The sequence below is a fragment of the Hominenteromicrobium mulieris genome (assembly GCF_046197855.1).
GTDB classification, from domain to species: domain Bacteria; phylum Bacillota; class Clostridia; order Oscillospirales; family Acutalibacteraceae; genus Hominenteromicrobium; species Hominenteromicrobium mulieris.
In genome coordinates, this window is sequence record NZ_CP173188.1 from 1,360,039 (window position 1) to 1,383,788 (window position 23,750).

General features: G+C 52.0%; 41 protein-coding genes. 36 read left to right on the forward strand and 5 right to left on the reverse strand.

Translation table 11 applies throughout. From position 1 onward, the window contains the following. Nucleotides 1–220: 220 nt before the first annotated feature. Nucleotides 221–709 carry a phosphohydrolase gene (locus ACI0CA_RS06475; protein WP_446806439.1) on the reverse strand — a complete coding sequence of 163 codons (489 nt, stop codon included), beginning with the start codon at nucleotides 707–709 and terminating at the stop codon, nucleotides 221–223. 99 nt (nucleotides 710–808) lie between these two features. On the opposite strand from ACI0CA_RS06475, the gene ACI0CA_RS06480 reads away from it, so the two are divergent. After that, complete coding sequence (locus ACI0CA_RS06480; RefSeq protein WP_418787382.1) at nucleotides 809–2,221, forward strand: MocR-like pyridoxine biosynthesis transcription factor PdxR; 1,413 nt, start codon at nucleotides 809–811, stop codon at nucleotides 2,219–2,221. A gap of 367 nt (nucleotides 2,222–2,588) precedes the next feature. Here ACI0CA_RS06480 and ACI0CA_RS06485 read toward each other — a convergent pair whose 3' ends face one another. The 3 genes from ACI0CA_RS06485 to ACI0CA_RS06495 form a co-directional block, all read right to left on the reverse strand. Continuing rightward, on the reverse strand, nucleotides 2,589–3,614 hold the full coding sequence (locus tag ACI0CA_RS06485) for a site-specific integrase (protein WP_446806438.1): 1,026 nt from the start codon (nucleotides 3,612–3,614) through the stop codon (nucleotides 2,589–2,591). A 58-nt stretch (nucleotides 3,615–3,672) separates the two neighbouring features. Then, the gene (locus ACI0CA_RS06490; RefSeq protein ID WP_446806437.1) at nucleotides 3,673–4,149 is read right to left on the reverse strand and encodes a helix-turn-helix domain-containing protein; all 477 of its coding nucleotides are present in this window, start codon (nucleotides 4,147–4,149) and stop codon (nucleotides 3,673–3,675) included. A gap of 106 nt (nucleotides 4,150–4,255) precedes the next feature. Beyond that, nucleotides 4,256–4,549, reverse strand: coding sequence for a hypothetical protein (locus ACI0CA_RS06495; protein ID WP_446806436.1), 294 nt, complete (start codon nucleotides 4,547–4,549; stop codon nucleotides 4,256–4,258). A 118-nt stretch (nucleotides 4,550–4,667) separates the two neighbouring features. Between ACI0CA_RS06495 and ACI0CA_RS06500 the strand changes: the two genes are divergently transcribed. Beyond that, nucleotides 4,668–4,808, forward strand: a complete 141-nt coding sequence (locus ACI0CA_RS06500; RefSeq protein WP_446807063.1) for a hypothetical protein — start codon at nucleotides 4,668–4,670, stop codon at nucleotides 4,806–4,808. Nucleotides 4,809–4,858: 50 nt separating this feature from the next. Here ACI0CA_RS06500 and ACI0CA_RS06505 read toward each other — a convergent pair whose 3' ends face one another. Beyond that, nucleotides 4,859–5,239, reverse strand: coding sequence for a helix-turn-helix domain-containing protein (locus tag ACI0CA_RS06505; RefSeq protein WP_446806435.1), 381 nt, complete (start codon nucleotides 5,237–5,239; stop codon nucleotides 4,859–4,861). A gap of 153 nt (nucleotides 5,240–5,392) precedes the next feature. Here ACI0CA_RS06505 and ACI0CA_RS06510 point away from each other — a divergent pair, with 153 nt between their 5' ends. The 34 genes from ACI0CA_RS06510 to ACI0CA_RS06675 all read left to right on the forward strand — a co-directional run bounded on the left by ACI0CA_RS06510 (nucleotide 5,393) and on the right by ACI0CA_RS06675 (nucleotide 23,750). Continuing rightward, on the forward strand, nucleotides 5,393–5,581 hold the full coding sequence (locus ACI0CA_RS06510; RefSeq protein WP_446806434.1) for a hypothetical protein: 189 nt from the start codon (nucleotides 5,393–5,395) through the stop codon (nucleotides 5,579–5,581). Between the two features lie 324 nt (nucleotides 5,582–5,905). After that, the gene (locus tag ACI0CA_RS06515; RefSeq protein ID WP_412944896.1) at nucleotides 5,906–6,151 is read left to right on the forward strand and encodes a hypothetical protein; all 246 of its coding nucleotides are present in this window, start codon (nucleotides 5,906–5,908) and stop codon (nucleotides 6,149–6,151) included. 18 nt (nucleotides 6,152–6,169) lie between these two features. Beyond that, nucleotides 6,170–6,394 (forward strand): hypothetical protein, encoded by a 225-nt coding sequence (locus ACI0CA_RS06520; RefSeq protein ID WP_446806433.1) that lies wholly within the window; start codon nucleotides 6,170–6,172, stop codon nucleotides 6,392–6,394. Between the two features lie 99 nt (nucleotides 6,395–6,493). Then, on the forward strand, nucleotides 6,494–6,697 hold the full coding sequence (locus ACI0CA_RS06525) for a hypothetical protein (protein WP_446806432.1): 204 nt from the start codon (nucleotides 6,494–6,496) through the stop codon (nucleotides 6,695–6,697). Further along, nucleotides 6,684–7,190 (forward strand): siphovirus Gp157 family protein, encoded by a 507-nt coding sequence (locus ACI0CA_RS06530; protein ID WP_446806431.1) that lies wholly within the window; start codon nucleotides 6,684–6,686, stop codon nucleotides 7,188–7,190. The genes ACI0CA_RS06525 and ACI0CA_RS06530 overlap by 14 nt, the downstream gene beginning before the upstream one ends. Next, nucleotides 7,190–7,846 carry a hypothetical protein gene (locus tag ACI0CA_RS06535; RefSeq protein WP_446806430.1) on the forward strand — a complete coding sequence of 219 codons (657 nt, stop codon included), beginning with the start codon at nucleotides 7,190–7,192 and terminating at the stop codon, nucleotides 7,844–7,846. The genes ACI0CA_RS06530 and ACI0CA_RS06535 overlap by 1 nt, the downstream gene beginning before the upstream one ends. Further along, entirely contained in the window at nucleotides 7,833–8,357 is a 525-nt protein-coding gene (locus tag ACI0CA_RS06540; RefSeq protein WP_446806429.1) for a hypothetical protein, read from the forward strand. The genes ACI0CA_RS06535 and ACI0CA_RS06540 overlap by 14 nt, the downstream gene beginning before the upstream one ends. Next, on the forward strand, nucleotides 8,354–8,617 hold the full coding sequence (locus ACI0CA_RS06545; RefSeq protein ID WP_446806967.1) for a hypothetical protein: 264 nt from the start codon (nucleotides 8,354–8,356) through the stop codon (nucleotides 8,615–8,617). Before ACI0CA_RS06540 ends, ACI0CA_RS06545 begins: the two co-directional genes overlap by 4 nt. Before the next feature lie 69 nt (nucleotides 8,618–8,686). Beyond that, the gene (locus ACI0CA_RS06550) at nucleotides 8,687–9,571 is read left to right on the forward strand and encodes a DUF4373 domain-containing protein (RefSeq protein ID WP_446806428.1); all 885 of its coding nucleotides are present in this window, start codon (nucleotides 8,687–8,689) and stop codon (nucleotides 9,569–9,571) included. After that, complete coding sequence (locus tag ACI0CA_RS06555; protein ID WP_446806427.1) at nucleotides 9,522–10,316, forward strand: ATP-binding protein; 795 nt, start codon at nucleotides 9,522–9,524, stop codon at nucleotides 10,314–10,316. Before ACI0CA_RS06550 ends, ACI0CA_RS06555 begins: the two co-directional genes overlap by 50 nt. Before the next feature lies 1 nt (nucleotide 10,317). After that, nucleotides 10,318–10,716 (forward strand): single-stranded DNA-binding protein, encoded by a 399-nt coding sequence (locus ACI0CA_RS06560; protein WP_446806426.1) that lies wholly within the window; start codon nucleotides 10,318–10,320, stop codon nucleotides 10,714–10,716. Between the two features lie 9 nt (nucleotides 10,717–10,725). Beyond that, nucleotides 10,726–11,175, forward strand: a complete 450-nt coding sequence (locus ACI0CA_RS06565; protein WP_446806425.1) for a RusA family crossover junction endodeoxyribonuclease — start codon at nucleotides 10,726–10,728, stop codon at nucleotides 11,173–11,175. A gap of 230 nt (nucleotides 11,176–11,405) precedes the next feature. Beyond that, a complete protein-coding gene (locus tag ACI0CA_RS06570; protein ID WP_446807064.1) occupies nucleotides 11,406–11,714 on the forward strand; it encodes a hypothetical protein in 309 nt (102 codons plus the stop codon). Between the two features lie 207 nt (nucleotides 11,715–11,921). Then, complete coding sequence (locus tag ACI0CA_RS06575) at nucleotides 11,922–12,320, forward strand: hypothetical protein (RefSeq protein ID WP_446806423.1); 399 nt, start codon at nucleotides 11,922–11,924, stop codon at nucleotides 12,318–12,320. 15 nt (nucleotides 12,321–12,335) lie between these two features. After that, nucleotides 12,336–13,430: a hypothetical protein gene (locus ACI0CA_RS06580; RefSeq protein WP_446806422.1), complete on the forward strand. Its 1,095-nt coding sequence runs from the start codon at nucleotides 12,336–12,338 to the stop codon at nucleotides 13,428–13,430. A gap of 12 nt (nucleotides 13,431–13,442) precedes the next feature. Continuing rightward, nucleotides 13,443–13,703, forward strand: coding sequence for a hypothetical protein (locus ACI0CA_RS06585; protein WP_446806421.1), 261 nt, complete (start codon nucleotides 13,443–13,445; stop codon nucleotides 13,701–13,703). Continuing rightward, the gene (locus tag ACI0CA_RS06590; protein ID WP_446806420.1) at nucleotides 13,704–14,033 is read left to right on the forward strand and encodes a hypothetical protein; all 330 of its coding nucleotides are present in this window, start codon (nucleotides 13,704–13,706) and stop codon (nucleotides 14,031–14,033) included. A gap of 11 nt (nucleotides 14,034–14,044) precedes the next feature. Next, nucleotides 14,045–14,437, forward strand: coding sequence for a hypothetical protein (locus tag ACI0CA_RS06595; RefSeq protein ID WP_446806419.1), 393 nt, complete (start codon nucleotides 14,045–14,047; stop codon nucleotides 14,435–14,437). 284 nt (nucleotides 14,438–14,721) lie between these two features. Continuing rightward, the gene (locus ACI0CA_RS06600) at nucleotides 14,722–15,009 is read left to right on the forward strand and encodes a hypothetical protein (RefSeq protein ID WP_446806417.1); all 288 of its coding nucleotides are present in this window, start codon (nucleotides 14,722–14,724) and stop codon (nucleotides 15,007–15,009) included. Between the two features lie 24 nt (nucleotides 15,010–15,033). Next, a complete protein-coding gene (locus tag ACI0CA_RS06605) occupies nucleotides 15,034–15,231 on the forward strand; it encodes a hypothetical protein (protein WP_446806980.1) in 198 nt (65 codons plus the stop codon). Beyond that, nucleotides 15,228–15,479, forward strand: coding sequence for an HNH endonuclease (locus ACI0CA_RS06610; RefSeq protein ID WP_446807065.1), 252 nt, complete (start codon nucleotides 15,228–15,230; stop codon nucleotides 15,477–15,479). The genes ACI0CA_RS06605 and ACI0CA_RS06610 overlap by 4 nt, the downstream gene beginning before the upstream one ends. Then, nucleotides 15,476–15,676 (forward strand): hypothetical protein, encoded by a 201-nt coding sequence (locus ACI0CA_RS06615; RefSeq protein WP_446806416.1) that lies wholly within the window; start codon nucleotides 15,476–15,478, stop codon nucleotides 15,674–15,676. Before ACI0CA_RS06610 ends, ACI0CA_RS06615 begins: the two co-directional genes overlap by 4 nt. A gap of 45 nt (nucleotides 15,677–15,721) precedes the next feature. After that, nucleotides 15,722–16,087: a P27 family phage terminase small subunit gene (locus tag ACI0CA_RS06620; RefSeq protein ID WP_446806415.1), complete on the forward strand. Its 366-nt coding sequence runs from the start codon at nucleotides 15,722–15,724 to the stop codon at nucleotides 16,085–16,087. After that, nucleotides 16,074–17,813: a terminase large subunit gene (locus ACI0CA_RS06625; RefSeq protein ID WP_446807066.1), complete on the forward strand. Its 1,740-nt coding sequence runs from the start codon at nucleotides 16,074–16,076 to the stop codon at nucleotides 17,811–17,813. Before ACI0CA_RS06620 ends, ACI0CA_RS06625 begins: the two co-directional genes overlap by 14 nt. After that, the gene (locus ACI0CA_RS06630) at nucleotides 17,810–19,000 is read left to right on the forward strand and encodes a phage portal protein (protein ID WP_446806413.1); all 1,191 of its coding nucleotides are present in this window, start codon (nucleotides 17,810–17,812) and stop codon (nucleotides 18,998–19,000) included. The genes ACI0CA_RS06625 and ACI0CA_RS06630 overlap by 4 nt, the downstream gene beginning before the upstream one ends. Then, nucleotides 18,997–19,578 (forward strand): HK97 family phage prohead protease, encoded by a 582-nt coding sequence (locus tag ACI0CA_RS06635; protein ID WP_446806412.1) that lies wholly within the window; start codon nucleotides 18,997–18,999, stop codon nucleotides 19,576–19,578. The genes ACI0CA_RS06630 and ACI0CA_RS06635 overlap by 4 nt, the downstream gene beginning before the upstream one ends. Then, the gene (locus ACI0CA_RS06640; RefSeq protein ID WP_446806411.1) at nucleotides 19,568–21,250 is read left to right on the forward strand and encodes a phage major capsid protein; all 1,683 of its coding nucleotides are present in this window, start codon (nucleotides 19,568–19,570) and stop codon (nucleotides 21,248–21,250) included. Before ACI0CA_RS06635 ends, ACI0CA_RS06640 begins: the two co-directional genes overlap by 11 nt. A gap of 21 nt (nucleotides 21,251–21,271) precedes the next feature. Then, nucleotides 21,272–21,556 (forward strand): hypothetical protein, encoded by a 285-nt coding sequence (locus ACI0CA_RS06645; RefSeq protein ID WP_446806410.1) that lies wholly within the window; start codon nucleotides 21,272–21,274, stop codon nucleotides 21,554–21,556. Further along, a complete protein-coding gene (locus ACI0CA_RS06650) occupies nucleotides 21,549–21,893 on the forward strand; it encodes a hypothetical protein (protein ID WP_446806409.1) in 345 nt (114 codons plus the stop codon). Before ACI0CA_RS06645 ends, ACI0CA_RS06650 begins: the two co-directional genes overlap by 8 nt. Beyond that, nucleotides 21,862–22,242: an HK97 gp10 family phage protein gene (locus ACI0CA_RS06655; RefSeq protein ID WP_446806408.1), complete on the forward strand. Its 381-nt coding sequence runs from the start codon at nucleotides 21,862–21,864 to the stop codon at nucleotides 22,240–22,242. The genes ACI0CA_RS06650 and ACI0CA_RS06655 overlap by 32 nt, the downstream gene beginning before the upstream one ends. Then, nucleotides 22,239–22,550 (forward strand): hypothetical protein, encoded by a 312-nt coding sequence (locus ACI0CA_RS06660; protein WP_446806407.1) that lies wholly within the window; start codon nucleotides 22,239–22,241, stop codon nucleotides 22,548–22,550. The genes ACI0CA_RS06655 and ACI0CA_RS06660 overlap by 4 nt, the downstream gene beginning before the upstream one ends. A gap of 2 nt (nucleotides 22,551–22,552) precedes the next feature. After that, a complete protein-coding gene (locus ACI0CA_RS06665; RefSeq protein ID WP_446806406.1) occupies nucleotides 22,553–23,122 on the forward strand; it encodes a major tail protein in 570 nt (189 codons plus the stop codon). A gap of 14 nt (nucleotides 23,123–23,136) precedes the next feature. Continuing rightward, nucleotides 23,137–23,556, forward strand: coding sequence for a hypothetical protein (locus ACI0CA_RS06670; RefSeq protein ID WP_446806405.1), 420 nt, complete (start codon nucleotides 23,137–23,139; stop codon nucleotides 23,554–23,556). Nucleotides 23,557–23,564: 8 nt separating this feature from the next. Further along, nucleotides 23,565–23,750: a hypothetical protein gene (locus ACI0CA_RS06675; protein WP_418558886.1), complete on the forward strand. Its 186-nt coding sequence runs from the start codon at nucleotides 23,565–23,567 to the stop codon at nucleotides 23,748–23,750.

The following is a 23,750-nucleotide window of genomic DNA, read 5'->3' on the forward strand; positions in this document are numbered from 1 at the left end:
CACTTACACTGCGCGAATGGTACTTTGACGGCGAACACTATTGGGTCTCGGCTGTAAACAAAAACGGCAGTGACTGCGCAGGAGACGGCGGCTATGCACAAACTACACGCTATTGCCGCGTGGCAAACGCAGACCTAAACTGGTCGCCGTGCGCCGCACCGAACGAACCATAAAGCAAGACCCGCCGGGGAATATGCACCTCGGCGGGTCAAATTATTCGTTATTCTTTTATAAACGTGTCGAGCAGGGCGAGACCCGAAGAGGATTTAAACAGTCGCCGCACGGCTTTTGCGTGGGCAGAAGGATCATCTTCTTCCGTGCAGCCCGCAATGAGGTCGGCTTCAACGAGAAGCTGCAGATCCTTGCCGTCGATCTTGTCGTAGCAGTGGTGCAGAACAATCATCTTGGTGATGCGTGGCAGATCTTCTTCCGCGTAACCGCAGGCGAGCAGGAATTTCCGCGCCAACGCAGGTGCTTCCTTGCGCTGATTCGCGGGGCAGCCGTCATCGTACTTTTCCTTGCAAAATTTGATCGCGATATCGTGCAAAATCGCCGCCGCGCGCAGATTTTTCTGCTCGTGGGTGGGAAGATTTTCCAACTCACCCAGCATTTTCGCAAGGCCGTATACCTTTAAAATGTGCTGTGTGCGGCGTAGGTGCCCGTTCTCATACAGGAGCGCGTCATATAAAAGCTTCGCTTCGTTCGGCATGCAATCCCCTCCGTTTCAAGGTCATCATACCATGGCTTTGACATTTGTGCAAGAGTCCGCTATACTAAATTAAAACGCGACAGATCACGGAGAACCCACATGCTCACCTATTCTTTCTCAAAAATCGGCTCCGAAAGCCTTTATATGTACCTGTATAAGTGCATCCGTGAGGACATTCTGACGGGCAAGATCACGCCCGGCACAAAATTGCCCTCTAAGCGCAGCTTTGCGGAAAACCTCGGCGTCAGCGTCATCACAGTCGAAAACGCCTATGCGCAGCTTGTCTCGGAGGGGTACGTCTACGCCTTGCCGAAAAAAGGCTTCTTCGCCGCCAATTTGGAAAAAAGCACCGCGCCGCAGAAAAAAGAGAGTCCCCGCACACAAATGCCCGTACCGCCGAAATATTTTGCGGATTTTTCCAGCAGCCGCACCGACCCGCAGAATTTCCCGTTTGCCACATGGGCGAAGCTCATGCGCGAGATCATCTCGGAAAAAAGCGCCGAGCTTATGGCAAACGCCCCGTGCGGCGGCGTGTTCGAGCTAAGGTGCGCCATCGCCGAGCACCTTAGGGAGTTTCGCGGCATCGATGCCGACCCGAACTGCATCGTCGTCGGCGCCGGAACGGAGTACCTCTACGGGCTTCTCATCCAGCTTTTGGGGTTCGATAAGGTCTACGCGCTCGAAGATCCCGGCTACCGCAAAATTGCGCAGGTGTACGAGAGCTACGGCGTGCAGTACCGTTTCACGCCGATGGATAAAGAGGGGATAGACCCCAAAGCGCTCGAAAAAAGCGGCGCGGATATTCTGCACATTTCGCCATCGCACCACTTCCCGACGGGCATCGTCACGCCCATCGCACGGCGTTACACGCTTCTCGATTGGGCCGCGCAGAGCGAAAACCGTTACATCATCGAGGACGATTACGATTCCGAGTTCCGCCTCACCGGCAAGCCTATCCCGGCGCTGCAAAGCATCGATTCCGCCGACCGCGTCATTTACATGAATACGTTTTCAAAAAGCCTTGCCAGCACCATCCGTATCAGCTACATGGTGCTGCCCACAGCGCTCGCCGAAGCATTTTACAAAAATCTTGGATTCTACGCGTGCACGGTCTCGAACCTCGAGCAGTACACGCTCGCAAAATTCATTTCCGAGGGCTATTTTGAAAAGCACATCAACCGCATGCGCATCCGTTATAAGCAAAAAAAAGATCTCATCTTAAAAGAGATGAAGCGCTGCGGTTTGTTAAAGCTTGCAAAAATTGATGCCGAAGACGCCGGTCTGCATTTTCTCCTGCGTGTCTGCGGACCTGTGCCCGCCGAAAAGATCACCCGCCGCGCGGCGGAAAACGGCGTGCGCGTCACCGGGCTTTCGGCGTATTACCATACAGCGCCCGTAAACCCGCAGACCGCATTCGTCATCAGCTACTCCGAAATTCCCGACGCCTGCATCACCGAAGCCGTCAACCGCTTAGCTAAAGCCGTTACGGCTGCGGTGATGGGGGAGAGATGATAAAACCCCGCCGCCCGCAAAGATAAGATTTTGTCTTTATGGGCGGTGGGGTTAGTGATATATTTCGCTTTGCAAAATATGAAATGAGTGCTGCCGTATTTGTGAAGTTTTCCGCGTATGCAGAAAGTGAAAGGAACTTCGCTCTTAACGCGCGCAGCGCAGCTCACTGCGAAGCAATTTCACGATAACCGAAGGTTGTTAGTTTACTCGCCGTAAGGCGAATTTCGTTGAAAAAAGACCATTGTCATTCGACAATGGTCTTTTTGGTGCAGGTAACAGGACTTGAACCCGTAATATATACACGCAAAACCCGCATAAACTCTATATATTTCAAAACATGTGTTGCTTTTTGTGTTGCATTTTGCTTTTATCCGTAAGATTTTGTAAATCGGTCAACGATTTTTGCGTTAAAGTCCTTTTGCTCATCGGATAAAACGTGCTCGTAGATTTTGTCGAGGACATCGCGGTTCTCCCACCCTCCGCGCTGCATGATGTATAGGTCCGGCACGCCCATAGCGTGCAGGACGGAAGCGGAATGGTGTCGCAGATCATGAAAGCGGTACGGTTTACCCAGCACGCGCATGGAGAGCGTGCGGAAGAGGTTTGATATTGTAATAGGCGAGTACGGGCATACGCGCTCATTATCTATGCTACGCAACTCATCAATGATAAATTTCGGCAGCTCCACAAATCGAGTTCCGGCGGTTGTTTTGGTAGACTTGATAACATACTCGTGATTATCGTCACAGACCATAGCCTTGTTAACCATAACGCCGTTATCATGCACGTCGCTTTGCGTCAGTGCGCATATTTCGGAGCGGCGCAGGGTGCCTACGGCAGCCAATAAAATAGCTTGGTGCATATTAGTGCCCTCGGCAGCCTCCAGCAATGCCTTCACTTCCGCCTCGGTCGGAATGGTGATCCTTGCCTTTTGCTTCTGGGGCAAGCCCGTGGAGAGCTGGAAAGAGGGATAATATACGCCCAGCACGGCAGATAAAAGCCCATGGGCATTGCGCACGGTTTTTGGCGCATGATTTGCCGCGAACTGGTTTATGGAGCGCTGCACGGCCTCCTGCGTAATGTCGCGCAGCTTTAGCGGCATAATGTCTTGTAGGTCATTCCGGGCGCTTCGGCGGTACTCGCGTATCGTAGAGGGCGAGAGCACGTTGGTTTTGCTGTCGATATAGCGCGTGTATGCCTCTTTCAAGGTCATGTCTCCGGCGGATGCGGTGCGCTGTTTGCCGTCCAATTTGTATTCTGCCGCCATGTATTCGGCTTCTTTTTTTGTTGTGGCGGTGAATGATTTGTAAATTCGCTTTCCGGTGGCGGGGTCCGTGTAATCGTATAGATTCACGCGCCAGTTACCGGAGGGCAGTTTTTTAGCTTTTGCCATGATGTATCCTCCTATTTTAAAAATCCCGTAGATACGTTTTTGTATCCACGGGATTTTGTTATTTGAGCAAACCACCGGAAGCGGAACGAGCCTGTATCCAGCCGCGATCTAAGTTTGCGAGATCGTAGCCGAACAGGAAGCAAACGAAAAGCACAAGGATAATGCAGATAATCAAGCAAATTCGGACAAGCCGCCGGTCTTCGTTGTGCTGGCGCGTGAATTGCGCCTCTTGCTGCGCGAGCCTTACAATTTTATCCTCACGTTCAAATTCAATATTTTTCTTGAGGTATCGGATTCGCTCGTTTTCCGAGTCTTCGTCCGGCAGCGGCGGCGAAACAATATCATACTTGACGGCAGCAAGGATAGACTTAAGCACAACAATGCTCGGGTCAGCCTGCCGTTTAAAAATGCGAATGATTGTACTTTGAGAGACATTACAAGCGTCCGCAACGTTTTGATAAGATAAGTTGAGCGAGACGCGTCGAGCTTCCAGTTTAGGCACAAGCGCGTCTAAATTGATCGTCGAAAAATCCATAAGAAGCACCTAATTTGTAATTTAAGTCATATATAAAGTACCGTTATGCAAAATTGAATATTTACACCACCGTTTGAGAGGCCTATTATTTAATCAAACGAAAGGCTTATCTGTAGGTGATAAGCGTGTTGAATCCCGTCCTGTTCCCGGTCATACCCTGATTGGGAATCGAATTAAATTTTATGTCCAAGATTTCGTAGCCTTCCCTTTGCATGCAGTTTAAAACATAGTCAATTTCCGTTGTGTATTTCTCGTCGCACTTAAAGACCTGATTGGCAAGTTGAGAAAAACTGTTTATCAGCACGACGTGAACCGCACCATCTTTTTGAGCTAGATATGGGCGCATATTTGCATAGACATTTTGTGCGGTGTTTTTTTGGTATCCTGAGAACAAAGCCATAATATTTTACCTCATTTCGTATATTTACCTCATAATTTAACTGTATCATATCACTTAAAACGGGCGCAGTCAATAAACAAATCAAAAAAATTTTTATTAAAAGAACGGAGTTGAACAAATGAAGACAGTAGAAACAGGGGAAGAAAACAGAACCCGAAAGAACTTAATAGACGCAATTTTAGAAATGCTGCTGGATCTCCCCGTAGATACTTTGCGAAAGATTTACATATCTGTATCAATATGGGCAGGGAAAGTGTAGGCGCACAAAGCAAAAGGCGAGGACCGTTAAAAATTCGGTTCTCGCCTTTTTTATTTGTCTTCCGACAGTATCTTGCAAATCTTTTCAAGCCCTTTTACAAAAATCGGCAGATACTCATCGGGTAGCTGCGCTATAGCGCGAAGCAGTCGGCTTCGGTCGTCATCATCAATTTGTGCTCTGGCAAAAATCTCCGCCAATGCTTCCTCACGTGTTTTTTGCTTAAACATTTCGCCTACACCGGTACGCAACCAGATTAGATCGACACCAAAAACACGGCAAATATCGGCGATTGTGCGATCGCCAATTCCTGATTTTCCAGAACAAATAAGGCTCAAACTACCTTGTTTTATTCCTATCTTTTCCGCAAACTCAGATTGCGTAAGGGACGAAGCTTTTAAGACCTTTTGCACACGCTCGTTTATTGTCTCCATTCGTTCACCTCCTTATATAGTATTATACCATAATCCGAAATAAAGTCAACGAAAAAATATTTGCCACCAATAAAATAAAGCTTGACAATATAGCTCACCTATGGTATTATATAGGTAACAAATAACAGAGAGCAAAAAAAGGAGGTAAATTTAATGTACGAGGTCTTAACGCATGAAGCGGAAAAAGCTATCCAGATCGTTAAAGCTGTGCCTGCGGACAAACGCGCACTTGCCGTGAAGATGGCAGAGATTTACGCCGCAGGACTTGCGGACGGCGTGGAACTGGTAACGATGCGCACCGAGCGCAAAGACGCAGACGCGACCAACCCGAAAGCGGGGTGAGTTAAGTAGATAAAGGAGAAAGCGGAATGAGAATGGAAGACCGGGCACGAAAAGAAGCATTAAAAGTGGTACTGCCATACATTTTAATGCTTCTCGCCCCGATTTTAGGCACGCTAATCGCGGTTTTGATGTTGTGCTTTTTTAGCTAAGCTTAAAGGCCGCGTCCCAGCTTTACCACATGCCGCCCAAAAACTAATCCTCCCCTGAAAACCATGGATGTACACTCCTTTCGTCCAAACAAACATAGATACTGCATAATTTTGCTTTGGGCGGCAGGTGGTAGGGCTGGGGACAAAACATGAATAACGAAAGAGGTGGTAAACAATGCCAAGATTAAAACCTTCGCCCGCAGAACAGCGGAGGCAGACGTTTAGGTCGATTATGCGTTATAACGCCGACCGCATGGGCCTGACGACCGACGAAAAGACCGCGAAATACTTGGGTATATCCCCGCAGCTTTATAGCTACCGTATGCGCCACCTTTCGGCGTGGTCGTATGAAGACTTGTGCAACATCTTTAAAAAACTGCGTTTTTCGCAAAGCGACATCGAGACGCTGTTCAAAAATTAGAAGAAAGGAGGCAACAACATGATCTTAGTTTTGTGCGGCAGTATCGCCGCCGGATGCGCGATCATCACGCTGGCCTACGGCGCGGAGAAAATCCTCGAAAGAGCCATAAAGCCGCCGAAGAGAAGAAAAAGAGCCGCCCGCCCCGGTGCGGAGGTCATCGACATCGGCAAATACCGCAGCTGGCGCGACGCCGTGCGCGTGTATGAGACAGTGACAACGGACAGGAAGGAAAGACAAGCGTGATCCGTAAAAAAGAAAAGTGCCCCGGACTGCGGGAACAGTCACAGGGGCACAAAGACAAAATTACCGCTATTAGTTTAGCAAAAACGGGAGGAAAAGTCAATGGTAAAGTATAAGCAGATCATGCAGGTAAGCCTTTGCGGCAACATCAAGCGCGGCGCGTTTGACGCTGTTACCGTAAATGGCGGTGACGTAATGGAGATTGTAGGTAAGCATTTGCGCGAAGAGGGCATTGAGCGCGGCAAAATCCGCATTACGGTGCTCGAGGAAATGCCAGAGGAGGTGGAAGCAAATGAAACTGTATGAGTATGCGGAGCAATACGAGGCTTTGAAGCAGATGGCGGAGGATGAAAGCATCCCTCCCGAAGCGCTCGCAGACACGCTTGAAAGCATCGACGATGAGTTTGAAACAAAAGTGGACAGCATCGCGTGCATCATCAAAGACGAGCTCGCAGTGGCGGAAGCGATCAAAAAAGAAATCGATGCGCTGACTGCGCGGATGAAGCGACATGAAGCAACAGCGGATCAGCTTAAATCCTACACCATGCAGCAGATGCAGGCAGTAGGAAAAAGCAAAATCGAAACGGCGCGCAACGTGGTCTCCGTAGCAAAAAAAGCCCCGTCGCTTGAGATCGAAAACGCCGATGACTTTATCGCATGGGCTACGTTGGAGCACGAGGAGTTCATCCGCCAGAAAGCGCCGGAGATCAACAAAGTTGCCGTGCGCGACGCGCTAAAAGCGGGCGAGGAGCTCCCGGGGGCTAAATTGGTACCCGGGTACAGACTGGCGGTGCGCTGATGGGTAACATGGATATTTACAACGCCGTGAGCGCCGTGCCGGGCAGCGCACAAAAGCGGATCACCGGCGGACGGCTCAACGGCATGACGGACATCAACCCCATGTGGCGCATACGAGAGCTTACAGAGCTTTTTGGGCCGTGCGGAATCGGCTGGAAATACAAGATTGTGCGCGAGTGGCTTGAGACCGCCAGCACCGGAGAGGTGGGGGCGTTTGTGGACATCGAGCTGCAATACAGGATCACGCCGGATGCGGACTGGTCGGAGCCTATTCCGGGCACGGGCGGCTCAAAGTTTGTGGCAGCGGAAAAAGGAAATAATCTGCGTGCATCCGATGAGTGCTACAAAATGGCGCTCACGGACGCGATCTCCGTAGCTTGCAAAGCTTTAGGCTTCGGCGCGGACATTTACTGGGAGGCAGGACGTACAAAGTATAACGCCGCCCCGCCGGAGCAGGATGAAGAATACACCTGCGCGCAGTGCGGTAAGACGATCCGCGACGGAAAGAAAAAAGACGGCAGCGTTTGGAAAGCGGGCGATATTGCGTTGTATGCGCAAAAAAGGTATGACCGACAGCTTTGCTTTGAGTGCTTAGGAAAAGAGATCAAAGCCGAAAAGGCGGCGGAGAAAGCTGGTGGCCTGAATGGTGCAATTTGATTTTACAGCCGCCCACGTGAACGAAGACGGAGAGCTTTGCCTCAAAGTCATCAACACACCCGCCGCAAGACGGTTTGTGCTTGGTATGCGCGAGCGTATGTATACGTGCGAGGTAAAAGAGTACCGGCAAAAGCGCAGCTTGGATGCAAATGCCTATTTTTGGGTGCTTTGCGATAAGCTTGCAGAGGCGACGAACCAACCGAAAGAGCTGATTTACCGCGAAGCGGTGCGAAACATCGGCGGCAACTGTGACACGGTGTGCGTGATAAATTCCGCCGTGAACAAACTGCGGCAGATGTGGCAGCACAACGGGCTCGGCTGGGTAACGGATGTACTGCCCAGCAAAGTGCGGGGCTGCACGAATGTGATTGTATACTACGGATCCAGTACATACGACAGAGCGCAGATGGCGCGTTTGATCGATAATATTGTACAGGACTGCCGGGCGGTGGGCGTGGAAACGCTACCGCCGGACAAGCTGGAAGCCCTGAAAGATGAGTGGGCAAGATGATTGGTGAGTGCTTTATTTGTGGTTGCTATGGTGTGGTCGAGCGGCACCATATATTCGGCGGTGCGCTGCGCAAAAAAAGCGAGCGCTACGGATTAGTCGTTACGCTGTGCCATAGTTGTCACAATGAGCCGCCCTACGGGGTACACCACAACGCCAAGGCGATGCAAAAACTGCACGAATACGGGCAGCGCAAAGCCATGGCAGAAAACGGTTGGAATATCGATGATTTCCGCCGAGAGTTTTATAAAAACTACCTTTAGCGGTTATCCGTTGTTTGCCTTCTGGCGGGTGGCGGATACCTGTGCGGGTAGAAGAAAGGAAAGTCGACGATGGCGAGACCGCAGAAAGAAAATGTGGACTATTGGCCTTTCGATGTGGGACTTTTCCAAGATCGTAAATTCCGTTTGATTCGCTCCGAATTTGGAATAAAGGGCGCTTATATAGCTTTAGAGCTTATCAATATGGCGTACAGCGAGAACGGATATTATGCAAAATTCGGCGAAGAAGACTGCCTCCTGATGTCCGAGGGTGTCGGTGGTGGTTGCGAAGCGAGTTTTATTATGGAGGTAGTACGAGGGTGCTGCAGACGTTCTCTTTTTGACGAGGGTATCTACAATGCGTTTGGCGTGCTCACCTCTCACGGAATACAGCAAAGATACTTGAGAATCATCGGAAAGAACAGAGCTGATGTGCGATTTATTAAAGAGTATTTTTTGCTTGATATAAGCGACGAAAGAGATGTTCCGGCGAACATCCGTAATAAAGTTACGCTTTTATCGAGTTTTCCGACGGAAAACCCCAGTAAACCGACGGAAAACCCAAGTAAACCGACGGAAAACCCACAAAGTAAAGTAAAGGAAAGTAAAGTAAAGGAAAGTAAAGTAAAGGAGTATGCGCAGAGCGCGGACGAGTCCGCCTCAGCGCCGGCATACCGACTGATACTCCATGACGGCTCTTATTATCCGATAAGCAAAGAGGACATAAGCAAATGGGCTGCTCTATATCCGGCAGTAGATATAGAGCAAGAAATACGTAAAATGATCGGATGGAGCGAGGCAAACCCGCAAAACCGTAAGACAAAGCGCGGCGCACTGGCGTTTATCAACCGCTGGTTGGCGCGCGAGCAGGACAAAGGAGGTGCAAGACATGGAGAGCTTCCGCGAAATGATACCAGCGTCAATCCGTACGAAAAGTACGGCGGTACGCTCGTTTGATGACTACCGCCAGCGTCAAATCGATGTGCTAAATGCACTGCCGGGTGATCTGCCCGGCATGGACTGCCCGGAGTGCAAAAGCAAAGGCGTGATCTATGCGCTTGAAGACGGCTATGAGGTAGCGAAAGAGTGCAGCTGTATGGCGGTGCGCAGATCGTGGCAGCGGATAGAGAAAAGCGGTCTCAAAGATATTATGAACCGATACACTTTTAAATCCTACGAAATTCGAGAACCGTGGCAGGAACAGATCATGCGCAGCGCGTGCGATTATTGCCGGAACCCCGAAGGATGGTTTTTTGTCGGCGGGCAGGTCGGAGCGGGAAAAACGCATATTTGCACCGCCATTGTAGGCAAGCTGCTCCAAAACGGAAAATCGGCAATCTATACGCCGTGGAAGAGAATTGCGGCGGAATTAAAAGCCTGCATCAATGAGCCCGAATATACTGCACGTATGGACGAGCTGATGAAAACAGACTGCCTTTACCTCGATGATTTTTTGCGCACAGGCGCAGGCGACAATGGCAAAAAGTCACCGCCGACGCAGGGAGACTTAAACCTTGCATACGAGATCATCAACAACCGATACAACGGGCGCAAGATGACAGTGATTTCTTCCGAGCTGACCATAGCGGAGATTTTGCAGCTCGATGATGCGATCGGATCGCGCATTGCCGAGCGGGCCCGGGCGCATACAAACAACATTAAGCGGGATATATCCCGTAATTACAGATTAGGAGGATTTTAAAATGAGCGCAAGTAATGGCGTACATATTATGGGGCGTATCACAAGAGACTTGGAGCTGCGGCATACGCAAAGCGGCACCGCTGTGTGCCAGTTTTGCGTGGCGGTGACACGCAGCTTTAAGGACGCTAACGGCGAGTACCAGTCGGATTTTATTGATTGTGTGGCGTGGCGCAACTCAGCGGAGTTTATCGCAAAATATTTTAGCAAAGGCGCGATGATCGCGCTTGACGGCGAGCTCCAGACACGCAACTACACGGACAAGGACGGCAACAAGCGGAAGGCGACTGAGTTGCTTGTGAGCAGCGCCGCTTTCACGGGCGAAAAGCGAGAGGCCGCTGCAAAACCGACACCAACGGAAGATGATTACAATGCTATTTCTGACGATGATTTACCATTCTGAGGAGGGCGCATGAAAATCAAATTTATAATACCGGGCAAACCGCAGGGAAAAGCCCGGCCGCGTGTAGTGCGGATGAAATCCGGGCGCAGCATGAGCTACACGCCCGATAAAACCGTGGCGTATGAGGAGCTTGTGCGGCAACGCTTTTTAGCAGAGGCACATGGTAGGCGCTTTGCTGATGATGCACCGATCGATATAATCATCACGGCGTTTCTGGGCATTCCGAAGAGCGCCAGCAAGCGAAAGCAAATGCTGATGACGAGCGGCGCACTTTTCCCGATGAAAAAGCCGGACCTGGACAACGTGATGAAGATCGTGTGCGATGCATTGAACGGCTTTGCTTACAGAGATGACGCGCAGATTGTGAATGCAAAGATCTGTAAACGATGGTCGTCGGATATACCAAGTGTCTGGGTGACGATAGAGGGAAAGGAGAGCAAAAGCGATGGACATACGTAAATTTAGCATAACAGGCATTAAAGAGCCGTACTACATAATGCTTTCGGGGACAAATCGGCGGGCGAGCTGCCGAGGCTGCATATACAGGCGCGGGATAGGCTCTCGCGGAGACCGATACAGCGTGTGTTGCTATTGCTACGATACGGGCCTCCCACGCGGATGCCAGCCAGAAAACTGCGACAAGAAACGGAGGAAACGATAAAGCAATGAAAGCTTTACAGCGATACCAAATGAGCAAAGTGGAAAAAGCGGCGTTGAAAGCGGAAATAGCGAGGCAGGTGCACGAGCTTGATGAAAAGTTTTCGGCTGAAATCTGTGCCATGCTGCTTTGGGCGCTGCATGAAGAATTCGGGTTCGGCGCCGACCGCCTCCGCCGCGTGTGGGACTGCATGGCGGTGCACCGAGCGGAATTACTCAAACATTACGACATGCAGGATAATGCCGAATTTATTTTGCTTTACAAGCTGCGCCAGATCGGCGTGGACGTGGAAAAGTGGACGGCGGAACCGCAAACGCAAAAGGTGGTGCTGACAGAATGATGCAACGTCTGGGTCCATGCCCGCAGAACTGCCCGGACAGATATGCAAACGAGCGTGAGACTTGCCACAGCACGTGCCAAAGGTACATGAGATACAAGCTCACAAAATTGCTTGAGGGCAAGCAGCGCGCGAAAGCAATAGACGAGGTAGGCTTCCACCGCGACGTGCGGAAAGCCGTTGAGAAAAAACATAAAAGGAAGATCAGATATGACAACAGATGAACTCATCAATGCGCTTGAGCGCATGGAATCGGAGACCGGCTCGCTGGCAGACTCCTTGTGCTGCCTCGGTTGTGGGCATGAGCATAACTGCGGCGTGTATGGGTGCGCGATTATCAGGGAGGCGGTTGAGCACTTAAATGCACGCAGATGGATCTACGTGAAAGAGAAACTGCCAGAAGGTGGCAAACGTGTGATCGTTGCGCGAAAGAACGGAAAGTTGGTCGTGCTCGTAATCTCGGCGACGCTCACGGAGTGCATCGTGATGCGCAAGTCGCGGGAGTACGACGCAGCGGACAATATCGCCGGGCTTGAGCGATGCGTGAAAGCTATGGTGGTGCTTGGCTTTGTGGGCATCGCCGCAGCGGTGGCATACGTAGCAGCATAAAAGGAGAAACAAGCGATGACAGAAAATTGCATTGAAAGAAATAAACGGCTCAACACCGAAAAGAAAATTGCAGATTTTAGAGTAAAGCAAAAGTTGGATTACGATTTTAAAATTAAATATGCAGAGGCAAGAGCATGGGAATTTTACAACCACCCAGACGTGGCGGGAAACTGTTACGTTGCCGTAGGCGGATTGGATAGCATTACGCTTTTAATGTTTTTGCGTAAAATTGGGATTAATGTACCGGCTGTATCTGTATCCATACTCGAGGATAAGAGCATACAAAGTGTTCATCGGCAGCTCGGAGTACAAGCGCTTAAACCACTCAAAAGCAAAGTACAAGTTATCCGTGAGTTTGGGTGGCCAGTGTTATCAAAAGAGATCGCCAGAAAAATAAGCCTGCTGCAAAATCCAAGCCCCAAAAACGCAACCGTGCGGCATGCAATCATTACGGGCGAAACGGGCGAATATGGCGGATACCGAAAAAACACGAGGATGAAACTTTCACAAAAATGGCTTGAGAAGTTCGGGGGTTACGAGAACGAAAATGAAAATGTAAATTACGGCAAGCCGGATTTTTTGGTATCAGATAAATGTTGCTATTATCTGAAGGAAAAGCCATGCAACGATTACACAAAAGAATCGGGTCGTTTTCCGTATATGGGGCTGATGGCTTCTGAAGGCGGAAGAAGAGAAAAGGCCTTGATGATGAACGGATGCAACTACATTTCGCCCGGAACAAAAAGAAGCTGCCCATTTGCTATCTTTTCGCGGCAAGACTTGTTGCGCCTCGCGATTGAGCTGGAGGTACCTGTGCCGGAAATTTACGGAAAAATAGAGCAGCGAAACGACGGAACGCTTTATACTACTAAGGCGCAACGTACAGGGTGCTCAATGTGCGGATTTGGTATCCAGCTTGAGAAGAGGCCTCATCGATTTGATGCGCTGTGGCAAAGAGATGCGAAAGAATGGGATTTTTGGATGAATAAATGCTGCACAGACGAAAGCGGTAACACATACGGTTGGGGACACGTGCTTGATTATATAGGCGTTGAGTGGAGATCGCCGGAAGCAGAGTTCGCGCCGGAGCAGACGATGTTAAATAAATAAAGGAGGAGCAAAATGGCACTTGTAAAAAAGCAGTGGGCAGCAAAAGAAAAAAGCCAGATAGAAAAGATTACAATCCGATACGAGGACGGGACAGAAAGAACAGTTGAAAGCGGCTTGGTAGTCACTTTCGCTCCGTCTCCGGAAGATGAAGAAAGCGAGATCATACGGATGGAATCGAAGAATTTTACCGGCCTGCAATGGTATATGCTTGCGCGTGGCCTTGGCGAAGCACTTTACCTCGATGATCTCGAATTTCCGATGGAGGATGAGTAAATGAATGTATTAGTGGCTTGTGAAGAGAGCCAACGGGTAGCAATGTCTTTCCGGGACAAAGGACATTATGCTTTTAGCTGCGACGTTTTACCGTGCTCGGGTGGGCATCCAGAATATCATAACACCAAAAAAACCTGCTTGTGGCTCAAAGGACTTCCGCCGCTTGAATCTACAAATGTTGTGGAGCCTGTTGCTACATGGTGCCCGAGCGGGAGCTACAGTCACAAACACGGAGGACAATATAAAGGTATGTTTACTACAGACAGAGCTAAAAACCGTGCAAAAACATTTCCAGGCGTGGCAAAAGCCATGGCCGATCAATGGGGGTAAGGAGGTGGGAAATGACAAAAGAACTTTTGGAGCAATACCCCGACATCTGCGCGGAAATCGAAGAGCTTGAGCGCGAGAATAAAACGGTGATAAGCGATATAGTGCGCGGATCATCGGATGAATTTCCGTTTGCCGAACATCCCATCACCGTGCGCGGGCTTGGGCCGCAGAGATATGCCGAGCACATTGCAAAGCTCAAAGCGCAAAAGCAAGAGATAGAGCAATTTGTATTCGGCATCAAAAGCGCATGGTTGCGGCGCGTCGTGATGCTTCGTGCGTTTCATGGCTATTCGTGGGACCGGGTCGCAGCGCAGATGAGCAAAAGCGGTAAAGTTCCGGCGATCAACACGCTCAAAAGTCAGTATTATGGTTTATTCAAAAATGAGTGCCCGGGCGAAAAATAATTTTTGCTTTTCGGCGTTTTTGTACCAAATGGTGCGATTTAATCTATATACTAAATAATAGAGTTATTAGGTAAAGCGCCGGGGATTAGGTTCCTCGGCGCTTTTGCTATGCAGGAGGCGCCGATGGAAAAACAGACAGCTTTAGAGAGCAACGCAGAGTACGAGGCGTTTGTGAACAAATTTAAGCCTAAGTTAACGACGGATGACTGCTACACTCCGCCGGAGGTATACGAGGTGGTAAAAAACTGGCGGCACCCGAACTTGGTCGCGCGGTACAAGAGGTTGTGGATAGATTAAAAGCCGAAAAAACCAGAACGCGGCCAAAGTATGATTACCCGGATAACGTAGTCACTGCGGCGATGCTTCAGCGGTACTCTAAGTACGGCATAGACTTTAAGGTGCGTCGCGATGAATGCACTGCTATCGCAAAGTTAGACGCGCAGGCAGAAGCCAAAAAAAGTTGTTTCGGCGGTGGTCTCTTGCTATCGGAAAGCAGCAGCGGAGAAAGCAGCAGCGGAGAAAGCAGCAGCGGAGAAATGGGAACTATCAAAGCGCGAATTAAAATTGATTGAGGAGCTCGGGAGGAAAGCAAAGAGATGAGTAAAAAAGCATATCGCCCGTGTCCACGCTCAAGCGGTTGCGTTTGGGATACATACGCGAGGACGGGCGAGCATTTGTGCATGCTTGTGGTTTGCCCGTATGCGCTATGCACCACGCGGCTGACGGAGCGGCGGGAAGCGTATCTGCGGGAGACCGGGAAGAAAGAGTGCAGCGATTCGGAGATAGGATCATGAGCTTTGATTACAACGCGCCGAGATGGCGGAGGTTGCGAGCGTCTGTACTGAGGCGGGACGGTTATCTGTGCCGGTATTGCCTGCGGTATGGGCGGCGCCGTCAAGCAACGACCGTACACCACATAGAGCACGCGGATGAGCATCCGGAGCTTGCGTATAACGCAGACAATCTTATCAGCCTGTGTGAGGCGTGCCACAACAAAATGCATCCGGAAAAAGCAAAGAACGCGGGGAGGTACAGGATATGAGCGATAAAGAGCCGCACATCACGGTAAAAATAAAAGTCGACCGAGAAGAGCTTGACTGCGCGATCAGAGACATCAAAAGTCTGTATGAAAAAATAAAAGAAATATCTGCACTCACGGGCGGCGCTTGTTCAACGGACGCAGAGATCCCCCCCTCATCCGACGCGCCTTCCGGGGCTTGTAGGGACCGGCGGGGGTAACTCTTTCCAACTCTGGGCAGATTTTTGACAAAAGGGATGCAGGATATGACCAAAAACAAATGGAAAAAACTGATTTTGGAGCAGATGTCTGCACTTGGGGTGCAGAAGGACGCGTATGATTCCGCGGTGGATACTTTGGCGGGAATCCTCGAGCAGCGGGACAAGACTTTCAGGGAGTTCCAAGCTTCCGGCGGAAAGTCGGTCATCGAGTACACGAACAAGGGCGGCTCGACAAACATGACGAAAAATCCGCTGCTTGTGCTTTGGGATGATCTGAACAAGAGTGCTTTGGCGTACTGGCGCGAGCTTGGAATGACACCCTCGAGCTATAAAAAAATGACGGGAGACGCGCCGCGTCTGGAAAAGCCGGGCGGACTGGCTGCGGCGCTTGCCAGCATTGAATCCGGTTAAAGGGAAAAACTGGCCGGAGGCTCTCGAGTACGCCGAAAGCATTCGGACTGGTCGAAAAGCGGCGTACGTGGAGTTGCGCCAAGCTGTGGATCGGTTCTTTTTAGACCTCGACAATCCCGAGTACTGGATGGATAGCAAAGCGCCTGAGTTTTGCATCCGGATCATCGAAAAAACGATCTGCCACCAACAGGGGGAGAAGCTGGACGGCACGCCGCTGCGCGGGACGCCGTTCAAGCTTGAGCCGTTTCACAAATTCATCGTTTACAATCTTGTGGGCTTCAAGCTGCGCGGAACGGACGTCGTTCGATTCCACGAAGCGCTGATCTTTATCCCCAGAAAAAACATTAAGACAAGTTTTGCCGCGGCGCTTTCCTGGGCGCTCTCACTCCTTTACCGGCGCAGCGGGTCAAAAACCTATATCGCGTCGGCGGCGCTGATGCAGTCGTTGGAGAGCTTCAATTTTTTGGACTACAACGTCCGCCGGATGGGTGAGGACGCAAAAAGCGGTGGATGTGTCAAAATCATCGACAACAACAACGAGCACTCCATGGAGGCCACGCTTCCGGACGGATCTTTTTTTATCCGCGCACTAGCGGCAAACCCGGACGCGCAGGACTCCCTAAACTGCAACATCGCGATCTGCGACGAGATTCATGCCTTTAAAACGCCGAAGCAGTACAATCTTTTCAAAGAGGCCATGAAAGCCTACACCAATAAGCTGCTGATCGGCATCTCGACCGCGGGCGACAACGAGCAGGCATTCCTTGGGCAGCGGCTAAAATATTGCCGAAAGGTGCTGGACGGCACGGTGAAGGACGAGCAGTACTTTATCTTTATGTGCTGCGCAAATCCGGACGAAAACGGTAATATCGACTACACGAACCCGGTCGTGCATGAAATGGCAAACCCGGCCTACGGCGTGAGCATCCGCCCGGAGGAAATCCTAAACGACAGCTTGCAGGCGCAGAACGACCCGCAGCAGCGCAAGGATTTTTTCGCAAAAAGTCTGAACGTATACACGAACGCGGTCAAGGCGTATTTCAACATCGAGGAGTTCCGCCGCAGCGACGCCAAGTACAGCTGGACGCTCGACGAGTTGGCAAAGCTGCCGATCGACTGGTACGGCGGCGCGGATCTGTCAAAGCTCCACGACCTGACGGCTGCGGCGCTTTTCGGGCATTACAGGGGTGTGGACATCGTGATCACGCACGCCTTTTTCCCGGTGGTCGCCGCGCATATCAAGGCGGAGCAGGACAACATCCCGCTTTTTGGGTGGCAGGACGACGGCTGGCTTACGATGTGCAACAGCCCGACCGTGAACCATGCGGATGTCGTCAGCTGGTTCGTTGAGATGCGCCGCAGGGGCTTTAAAATCCGGCAGGTCGGGCACGATCGGAAATTCTGCCGAGAATATTTTATCGGCATGAAATCGGCGGGGTTCCAAGTCGTCGATCAGCCACAGTATTTTTACAAAAAGTCGGAGGGCTTCCGACATATCGAGCAGAGTGCAAAAAACGGCGCTCTTTTTTACTTGCATTCGGAAGCCTACGAGTATTGTGTGGAAAACGTGTCCGCCGTCGAAAAGACGGACGACATGATCCAATATGATAAGGTGCAGCCGGCACACCGCATCGATCTTTTTGATGCGTCGGTGTTTGCCTGCATCCGATACCTCGAAAGCCTTGAAAAAAACAGGGCGGCGAAGAAATGGTGGGGTGAAGCTTGAGTAAGAAGAAAAGAAGCAGGCCAGCGCCGCGCGCCGAGCCGGTGCGCAGGAGCATCGCCTTTGCGGGCGCAGACCTCTGGGAATCTATCGAATGCCGGGGCTACGTGAGCCTTGCGCAGAATCCCGAGATCTGCACGGCAGTGGACACGATCGCGCGGCTAATCGCGAGTATGACCATCCATCTGATGGAAAACACGGAGACCGGTGACATCCGGGTCAAAAACGAGCTGAGCCGCAAGGTGGACATCAGTCCGAACAACAATATGACCCGCGCGGCGTTTATCCACTGGATTGTTAAGACGCTGATGCTCGAAGGAAACGGAAACGCGGTGGTGTGGCCGGAAACGCAGCGCGGAATCCTGCGCGACCTCAAACCGGTGCCGCCAGCTTTTACAGCGTTTGTCCCGGATGGCGTGTGGGATTATCGTGTGGTGATTGCCGGACAGGAGTACGACCCGGACGACGTGCTGCACTTTGTTTTAAATCCCGGGAGCTATTATCCGTGGAAAGGCGAGGGCTACCGTGTCGCGCTGACAGACGTCGCGAACAATCTCAAGCAGGCGGCCACCACGGAAAAAAGTTTTATGTCCAGCAACTGGAAACCGAGCATTATCGTCAAGGTGGATGCGCTCACGGACGAATTTGCGAGCGCGGAAGGGCGCAGAAAGCTCCTGCACGAGTATATCGACACAGCGCAGGCGGGCGAGCCATGGATGATCCCGTCCGAGCAGTTCAGCGTGGAACAGGTTCGGCCGCTTACGCTCTCCGACCTTGCGCTCGCGGATTTCGTACAGTTAGATAAACGGACGGTGGCTGCCATTCTTGGCGTGCCGCCTTTTGTTTTGGGGATCGGGGATTTCCACCGCGACGCTTGGAACAACTTTATCAGCTCCACGATCATGCCGGTCGCGAAGAACATCGAACAGGAAATGACCAAAAAGCTCCTGTACAATCCAGATTGGTTTTTTCGGTTTAACGCGCGGAGCCTTTACAACTATGACCTGCGCGACCTTGCAGCGGTGGCGAACGATCAATATGTACGCGGGATCATGACCGGAAACGAGGTGCGCGACTGGATCGGACTTTCTCCGCTTTCCGGCCTCGACGACCTTGTAATCCTCGAGAACTACATCCCGCGAGGGATGATCGGAGATCAAAACAAACTGAACGGAGGTGACAACACATGATGTATAAACGCACGGCTATGGCGCGGAGCGAAGGTTTCTGCACCCGTGCCGAGGGCGGAAATCTCTATATCGAGGGGTATTTCGCCGTGTTTGGGAGCCGATACGAGCTCTGGGATGGCGCATATGAGACGATCGAGCCCGGAGCATTCGACGGACAAACGAACGGAGATGTACGGGCGCTCGTTAACCACGACACGACGCTTGTACTAGGACGCACAACGGCGGGGACGCTTTCGCTGCGCGTAGATGAGCGGGGACTTTGGGGCAGCGTCACGATCAACCAACAGGATCAGGATGCGATGAACCTTTACGAGCGTGTGAAGCGCGGCGACGTGAATCAGTGCTCTTTCGGATTTGACATCCTCGATCAAGATGTCGAATACAAGGACAGTGTGCCGACGGTGTGGCGGATCAAGGCTGTGAAGCTATACGAAGTTTCCGTCGTAACGTTTCCGGCTTATGAGAAAACCTCGGTAGAGGCGCGCCGGAAAGATTTTGAGCAGGCAGAGAAACGCAGAAAAGAGGAATGGCAGGCAAGGATGAAAAGCCGCCTGAAAGGAGAAGACAATGGCACTTAAGGCAATCATGCTGCGTCGCAGCATTGAAAAGAAGCAGGCCGAGCTGGAAACGCTCCGCCAGAAGGATGCGGAGTTTTCCAAGCGTGAGGCTGAGCTTGAGACAGCAATCAACGAAGCAGAAACGTCGGAGCAGGAGCAGGCCGTCACCGAAGAGGTAGAGACCTTCGACGCGGACAAGACTGCGCACGAAGCCAAAAAAGCTGCGTTGGCAGGCGAGATCGAGGGCCTTAAAGCGGAGCTTTCCGAGGCCGAAGCGGCTGCTCCAACAAGAAGCAAAGAAAACCATCTCACAAAAGAAAGGACGGAAAGAAAAATGGAAACCAATATTAACATCCGCGCGCTGCCCATGAGCCGACGTGCGTTTGACGCGTTGCCGATGGAGCAGCGCAGCGAAATCGTCGCCCGCGAGGACGTACGCGAATTTTTTGCGCAGTTGCGCAGTATGAAGGGCCAGCAGCGCGGCGTATCCGGTGCAGAGCTCACGATTCCGGTCGTTTTCCTCGACATTATCGCGGAGAACATGTACCGGTACTCTAAGCTGCTGAACCGCGTACGTATCCGCAACGTCAACGGCGAGGCGCGCCAGACCATTGCCGGTACGGTTCCGGAAGCGGTGTGGACGGAGATGTGCGGCGCGATCAACGAGCTGACCTTTGTTTTTAATCAGGTCACGCTTGACGGCTTCAAGGTCTCCGGCTATGTGCCGGTGTGCAACTCGATCCTCGAGGACAATGACATCAACCTTGCAAGCTGGATCGTGGAGATGCTCTCCGAGAGCATCGGCCTCGCACTGGATAAGGCGATACTGTACGGAAAGGGCGCGGCGAGCAAGATGCCGCTCGGCATCGTGACCCGCCTCGCGCAGACCTCTAAGCCCGCCGATTATCCGGCAAATGCGCCGGAGTGGGTCGATCTCCACACCAGCAACATCCTCAAAGTGGACAGCACGGCCGAACCGATTACTTTCTGGTCCGCTTTGGCTGTCGCAGCCGGCAACACCTTCACGCGCTATAGCCGCGGCCGCCAGTTCTGGGCGATGAACAGCAAAACTTACGCAAAGCTTCGCGCGAAGCTGATCGCGTTTAACTACGAGGGCGGTCTTGTCGCGCAGTTCCCGGGCACAATGCCGGTTGTCGATGGCGACATCGATGTGCTCGAGTTTATCCCGGACGGCGACATCATCGGCGGTTACGGCGATCTGTACCTGCTCGCGCTGCGCGCCGGCATGACAATCGAGTCCAGCCGTGAGGTGCAGTTTATCCAGGACAACACCGTATTCAAAGGCAAGGAGCGCGCAGACGGTATGCCGGTAATCCCGGGCGCATTTGTTGCGATCAACATCAACAACGCGGCGGTCACGACCGTGATGGACTTTGCCGCAGATACCGCAAACGACGCGCAGCTTACCGCGCTGGCGGTCGGCACAGAGACGCTGTCGCCCGTATTTGCAACGGGTACATACAGCTATACGCTTGCACCCACCGGGACGAGCGCAAAGATCGAGGCAACCAGCAGCCAGCCGGGCGCGAAGGTGGCAATCAGCTACAACGGCCAGAATGTGCGCAATGGTGGCACAGTGACATGGCTGACGGACGGCGCAGCGCATCCGCTGACGGTCACGGTTACGCAGGGCAACGCAGTGCGCGTCTATACGGTCTCGGTAACAAAGTAAAAAACAAGGAGGTAAGCGGCGTTGACGTTAACGGATGAAGATATTCTAGAGATTTTGAAGGTTGACCTGCAAGTTTCAAGCTCTGCGCTCGACCTGTATCTGCTTGTATTGATCACATCGGCCAGAGCCTACATCGCGCAGGAGGGCATCACGCTGGCGGATACAGCGCAGGATGCGATGCTCGTCGAAATGTATGCCGCTTACCTGTACCGCCGCCGGCGCGAGGAAAACGTGCAGATGCCACGCATGCTGCGGTGGGCACTAAACAACCGGCTTTTCGGCCAGAAAGGGACGGCAGATGGATGATCTCATTTTGTTGATCGCTGAAAGCTACAAAAAAGACGCAATCGGAAACGTCACGGTGACGGAGACAACAACGTCGGTATGGGCGCACCTGCAATCGGTCACGAGAGCAGAGTGGGCAGACGCCGGACAGAACGGACTGCAGCCGCAGCTTGTCGCCGTGACGCCGATTGTGAATTACAGCGGCGAGCAGATCGTGCAGATCGGCTCGGGTGAAAATGCGCGCCGATATGCCGTGTACCGCACCTACTTAGACCCGGATAACGACAGCATTGAGCTGTATCTCGAACGGAAGGCGGGTGTAGCGCGTGGCGCGGAAAATCCGGTTACAGGAGCTTGAAATCGAGATTGTGAAAGAGCTCAAGGCTTACAGCGATGAGGTCGCCAAAGGCCTAAAAAAATCGGTGAAGGACGTGGCAAAAGAAACAGTCCGCACGTTGAAAACGACATCCCCGCGGGATACCGGCGAGTATGCGCGTGGCTGGACGTCCAAGGTGGAGTTTGAAAGCCCAGAGGACATCCGGGTGCGCATATCCAACCGCACAAAGCCGCAGCTCACGCATCTGCTCGAAAACGGTCATGCAAAGGTAAACGGTGGCCGCGTGGACGGCAAGCCGCATATCCGCCCGGCCGAGCAGGCTGCTGCAGATAAGCTCGTGGGTGCCGTGAAGGTGGTGATCAAAAAATGACGCTGGAGAATCTATATCAGCTTTTGGAAAGCACAGGTTTGCCCGTGGTATACAGGGCATGGCCGATTGGCGGAGCGCCTGAGTTGCCGTACATCTGCTATCTCGCCGCATACAGCAACAACTTTTCGGCGGACGGCGTCGTATACCAGCCAATCGATCATGTGCAGATCGAGCTTTACACAAAAGATAAAAATCCCGAAGCGGAGGGCATGGTGGAAAGCGCCCTGTCCTTGCTCTTTTGGGAAAAATCGGAAACTTATATTGACACAGAAAAATGTTATCAAATTTTGTACGAAGTTGAGGTGTAACAATGGCGACAAACGAAAACAAGGTGCAGTTTAACATCAAAAACGTGCACTACGCGGTAATGACCGCAGACGGCGAAACGCCGACATGGGAAAATCCGGTCCCTGTGCCGGGCGCCGTGAATCTGTCGCTCGAGGCGAGCGGCGAGATCACGCCGTTTTACGCGGACGGCGTTGTGTACTACAAATCCAGTTCAAACAACGGCTACGAGGGCGACCTCGAAATGGCGCGATTTATCGACAAGATGCTGCAGGATGTCTGGGGATACGTGCTCAATGGCACCGACAAGACGATCATTGAGAATGTAGGTGTTGAGCCGAAGAGCTTCGCACTCCTTTTTCAGATCGACGGCGACGCCGACAACGATTTGTACTGCATGTACAACTGCACGGGCACGCGCCCGGGCATTGTCGGCGCGACGAGTACGGACACCAAGGAGCCGCAGACGCAGACCAGCACGATCTCTGCGACGTCGCTCGAAAACGGCAACGTCTTTGCACGCACGACCAGTGAGACGCCGGAGAGCGTTCGCACGGCTTGGTTTACGAAGGTCTATACGCCTACCGCAGGTTGAGAAAGGTAAAGCATATGGAGAAAAGAATTCAAATTGACGGAAAGGAGGTGGGGTTTAGGGCTTCGGCCCTGACCCCGCGCCTTTACCGACATAAAATCGGCCGGGACATGATTCAGGACCTAAACAACCTGCAGAAGGCGTACACCAAAGCGCTGCAGGGCATCCATGCCAAAAAACCGGCAGAAGATGCGCCCGCCGAAGAGCGCGAGGCCTATGAAGCGCTGGTGCACGAATCTCAGCTTGACGTGACCGACCTCGAAATTTTTGAAAATGCCGCCTACATCATGGCGCGGCAGTATGACGCCAACATCCCGGACACGCCGGAGGGGTGGCTCGACGGATTCGAGACGTTTTCGATTTACGAGGTGCTTCCGGCAATTCTCGAGCTTTGGGCGATCAACGCGCAGACGACAGCAAAGTCTAAAAAAAAATAAGGCAGACGGTGCGTGAAGCAACCGGCGCGACCTTTATGCTCCGCTGCGCGGAGTTGGGACTGAGCCGCGAGGACCTCGACGATATGACAGTGGGCATGGTCTACGATATGCTGATCGAGCAGGCGAACGACCAAGAAAAATATCCGTATAAAGCAACGCAGGCGGATATTAACCACTTTTTTCCGAAAGGGTGA

Coding starts and splice junctions, on each gene's coding strand:
- ACI0CA_RS06580 (WP_446806422.1), top strand. CDS start 12,336: ATGACAGAAAATTGCATTGAAAGAAATAAACGGCTCAACACCGAAAAG.
- ACI0CA_RS06510 (WP_446806434.1), top strand. CDS start 5,393: ATGTACGAGGTCTTAACGCATGAAGCGGAAAAAGCTATCCAGATCGTT.
- ACI0CA_RS06520 (WP_446806433.1), top strand. CDS start 6,170: ATGATCTTAGTTTTGTGCGGCAGTATCGCCGCCGGATGCGCGATCATC.
- ACI0CA_RS06660 (WP_446806407.1), top strand. CDS start 22,239: ATGACGCTGGAGAATCTATATCAGCTTTTGGAAAGCACAGGTTTGCCC.
- ACI0CA_RS06670 (WP_446806405.1), top strand. CDS start 23,137: ATGGAGAAAAGAATTCAAATTGACGGAAAGGAGGTGGGGTTTAGGGCT.
- ACI0CA_RS06560 (WP_446806426.1), top strand. CDS start 10,318: ATGAGCGCAAGTAATGGCGTACATATTATGGGGCGTATCACAAGAGAC.
- ACI0CA_RS06570 (WP_446807064.1), top strand. CDS start 11,406: ATGAGCAAAGTGGAAAAAGCGGCGTTGAAAGCGGAAATAGCGAGGCAG.
- ACI0CA_RS06535 (WP_446806430.1), top strand. CDS start 7,190: ATGGGTAACATGGATATTTACAACGCCGTGAGCGCCGTGCCGGGCAGC.
- ACI0CA_RS06485 (WP_446806438.1), bottom strand. CDS start 3,614: ATGGCAAAAGCTAAAAAACTGCCCTCCGGTAACTGGCGCGTGAATCTA.
- ACI0CA_RS06545 (WP_446806967.1), top strand. CDS start 8,354: ATGATTGGTGAGTGCTTTATTTGTGGTTGCTATGGTGTGGTCGAGCGG.
- ACI0CA_RS06515 (WP_412944896.1), top strand. CDS start 5,906: ATGCCAAGATTAAAACCTTCGCCCGCAGAACAGCGGAGGCAGACGTTT.
- ACI0CA_RS06525 (WP_446806432.1), top strand. CDS start 6,494: ATGGTAAAGTATAAGCAGATCATGCAGGTAAGCCTTTGCGGCAACATC.
- ACI0CA_RS06610 (WP_446807065.1), top strand. CDS start 15,228: ATGAGCTTTGATTACAACGCGCCGAGATGGCGGAGGTTGCGAGCGTCT.
- ACI0CA_RS06565 (WP_446806425.1), top strand. CDS start 10,726: ATGAAAATCAAATTTATAATACCGGGCAAACCGCAGGGAAAAGCCCGG.
- ACI0CA_RS06620 (WP_446806415.1), top strand. CDS start 15,722: ATGACCAAAAACAAATGGAAAAAACTGATTTTGGAGCAGATGTCTGCA.
- ACI0CA_RS06550 (WP_446806428.1), top strand. CDS start 8,687: ATGGCGAGACCGCAGAAAGAAAATGTGGACTATTGGCCTTTCGATGTG.
- ACI0CA_RS06555 (WP_446806427.1), top strand. CDS start 9,522: ATGATACCAGCGTCAATCCGTACGAAAAGTACGGCGGTACGCTCGTTT.
- ACI0CA_RS06505 (WP_446806435.1), bottom strand. CDS start 5,239: ATGGAGACAATAAACGAGCGTGTGCAAAAGGTCTTAAAAGCTTCGTCC.
- ACI0CA_RS06540 (WP_446806429.1), top strand. CDS start 7,833: ATGGTGCAATTTGATTTTACAGCCGCCCACGTGAACGAAGACGGAGAG.
- ACI0CA_RS06590 (WP_446806420.1), top strand. CDS start 13,704: ATGAATGTATTAGTGGCTTGTGAAGAGAGCCAACGGGTAGCAATGTCT.
- ACI0CA_RS06650 (WP_446806409.1), top strand. CDS start 21,549: ATGGATGATCTCATTTTGTTGATCGCTGAAAGCTACAAAAAAGACGCA.
- ACI0CA_RS06495 (WP_446806436.1), bottom strand. CDS start 4,549: ATGGCTTTGTTCTCAGGATACCAAAAAAACACCGCACAAAATGTCTAT.
- ACI0CA_RS06665 (WP_446806406.1), top strand. CDS start 22,553: ATGGCGACAAACGAAAACAAGGTGCAGTTTAACATCAAAAACGTGCAC.
- ACI0CA_RS06635 (WP_446806412.1), top strand. CDS start 18,997: ATGATGTATAAACGCACGGCTATGGCGCGGAGCGAAGGTTTCTGCACC.
- ACI0CA_RS06490 (WP_446806437.1), bottom strand. CDS start 4,149: ATGGATTTTTCGACGATCAATTTAGACGCGCTTGTGCCTAAACTGGAA.
- ACI0CA_RS06480 (WP_418787382.1), top strand. CDS start 809: ATGCTCACCTATTCTTTCTCAAAAATCGGCTCCGAAAGCCTTTATATG.
- ACI0CA_RS06605 (WP_446806980.1), top strand. CDS start 15,034: ATGAGTAAAAAAGCATATCGCCCGTGTCCACGCTCAAGCGGTTGCGTT.
- ACI0CA_RS06530 (WP_446806431.1), top strand. CDS start 6,684: ATGAAACTGTATGAGTATGCGGAGCAATACGAGGCTTTGAAGCAGATG.
- ACI0CA_RS06595 (WP_446806419.1), top strand. CDS start 14,045: ATGACAAAAGAACTTTTGGAGCAATACCCCGACATCTGCGCGGAAATC.
- ACI0CA_RS06575 (WP_446806423.1), top strand. CDS start 11,922: ATGACAACAGATGAACTCATCAATGCGCTTGAGCGCATGGAATCGGAG.
- ACI0CA_RS06500 (WP_446807063.1), top strand. CDS start 4,668: ATGAAGACAGTAGAAACAGGGGAAGAAAACAGAACCCGAAAGAACTTA.
- ACI0CA_RS06640 (WP_446806411.1), top strand. CDS start 19,568: ATGGCACTTAAGGCAATCATGCTGCGTCGCAGCATTGAAAAGAAGCAG.
- ACI0CA_RS06585 (WP_446806421.1), top strand. CDS start 13,443: ATGGCACTTGTAAAAAAGCAGTGGGCAGCAAAAGAAAAAAGCCAGATA.
- ACI0CA_RS06615 (WP_446806416.1), top strand. CDS start 15,476: ATGAGCGATAAAGAGCCGCACATCACGGTAAAAATAAAAGTCGACCGA.
- ACI0CA_RS06475 (WP_446806439.1), bottom strand. CDS start 709: ATGCCGAACGAAGCGAAGCTTTTATATGACGCGCTCCTGTATGAGAAC.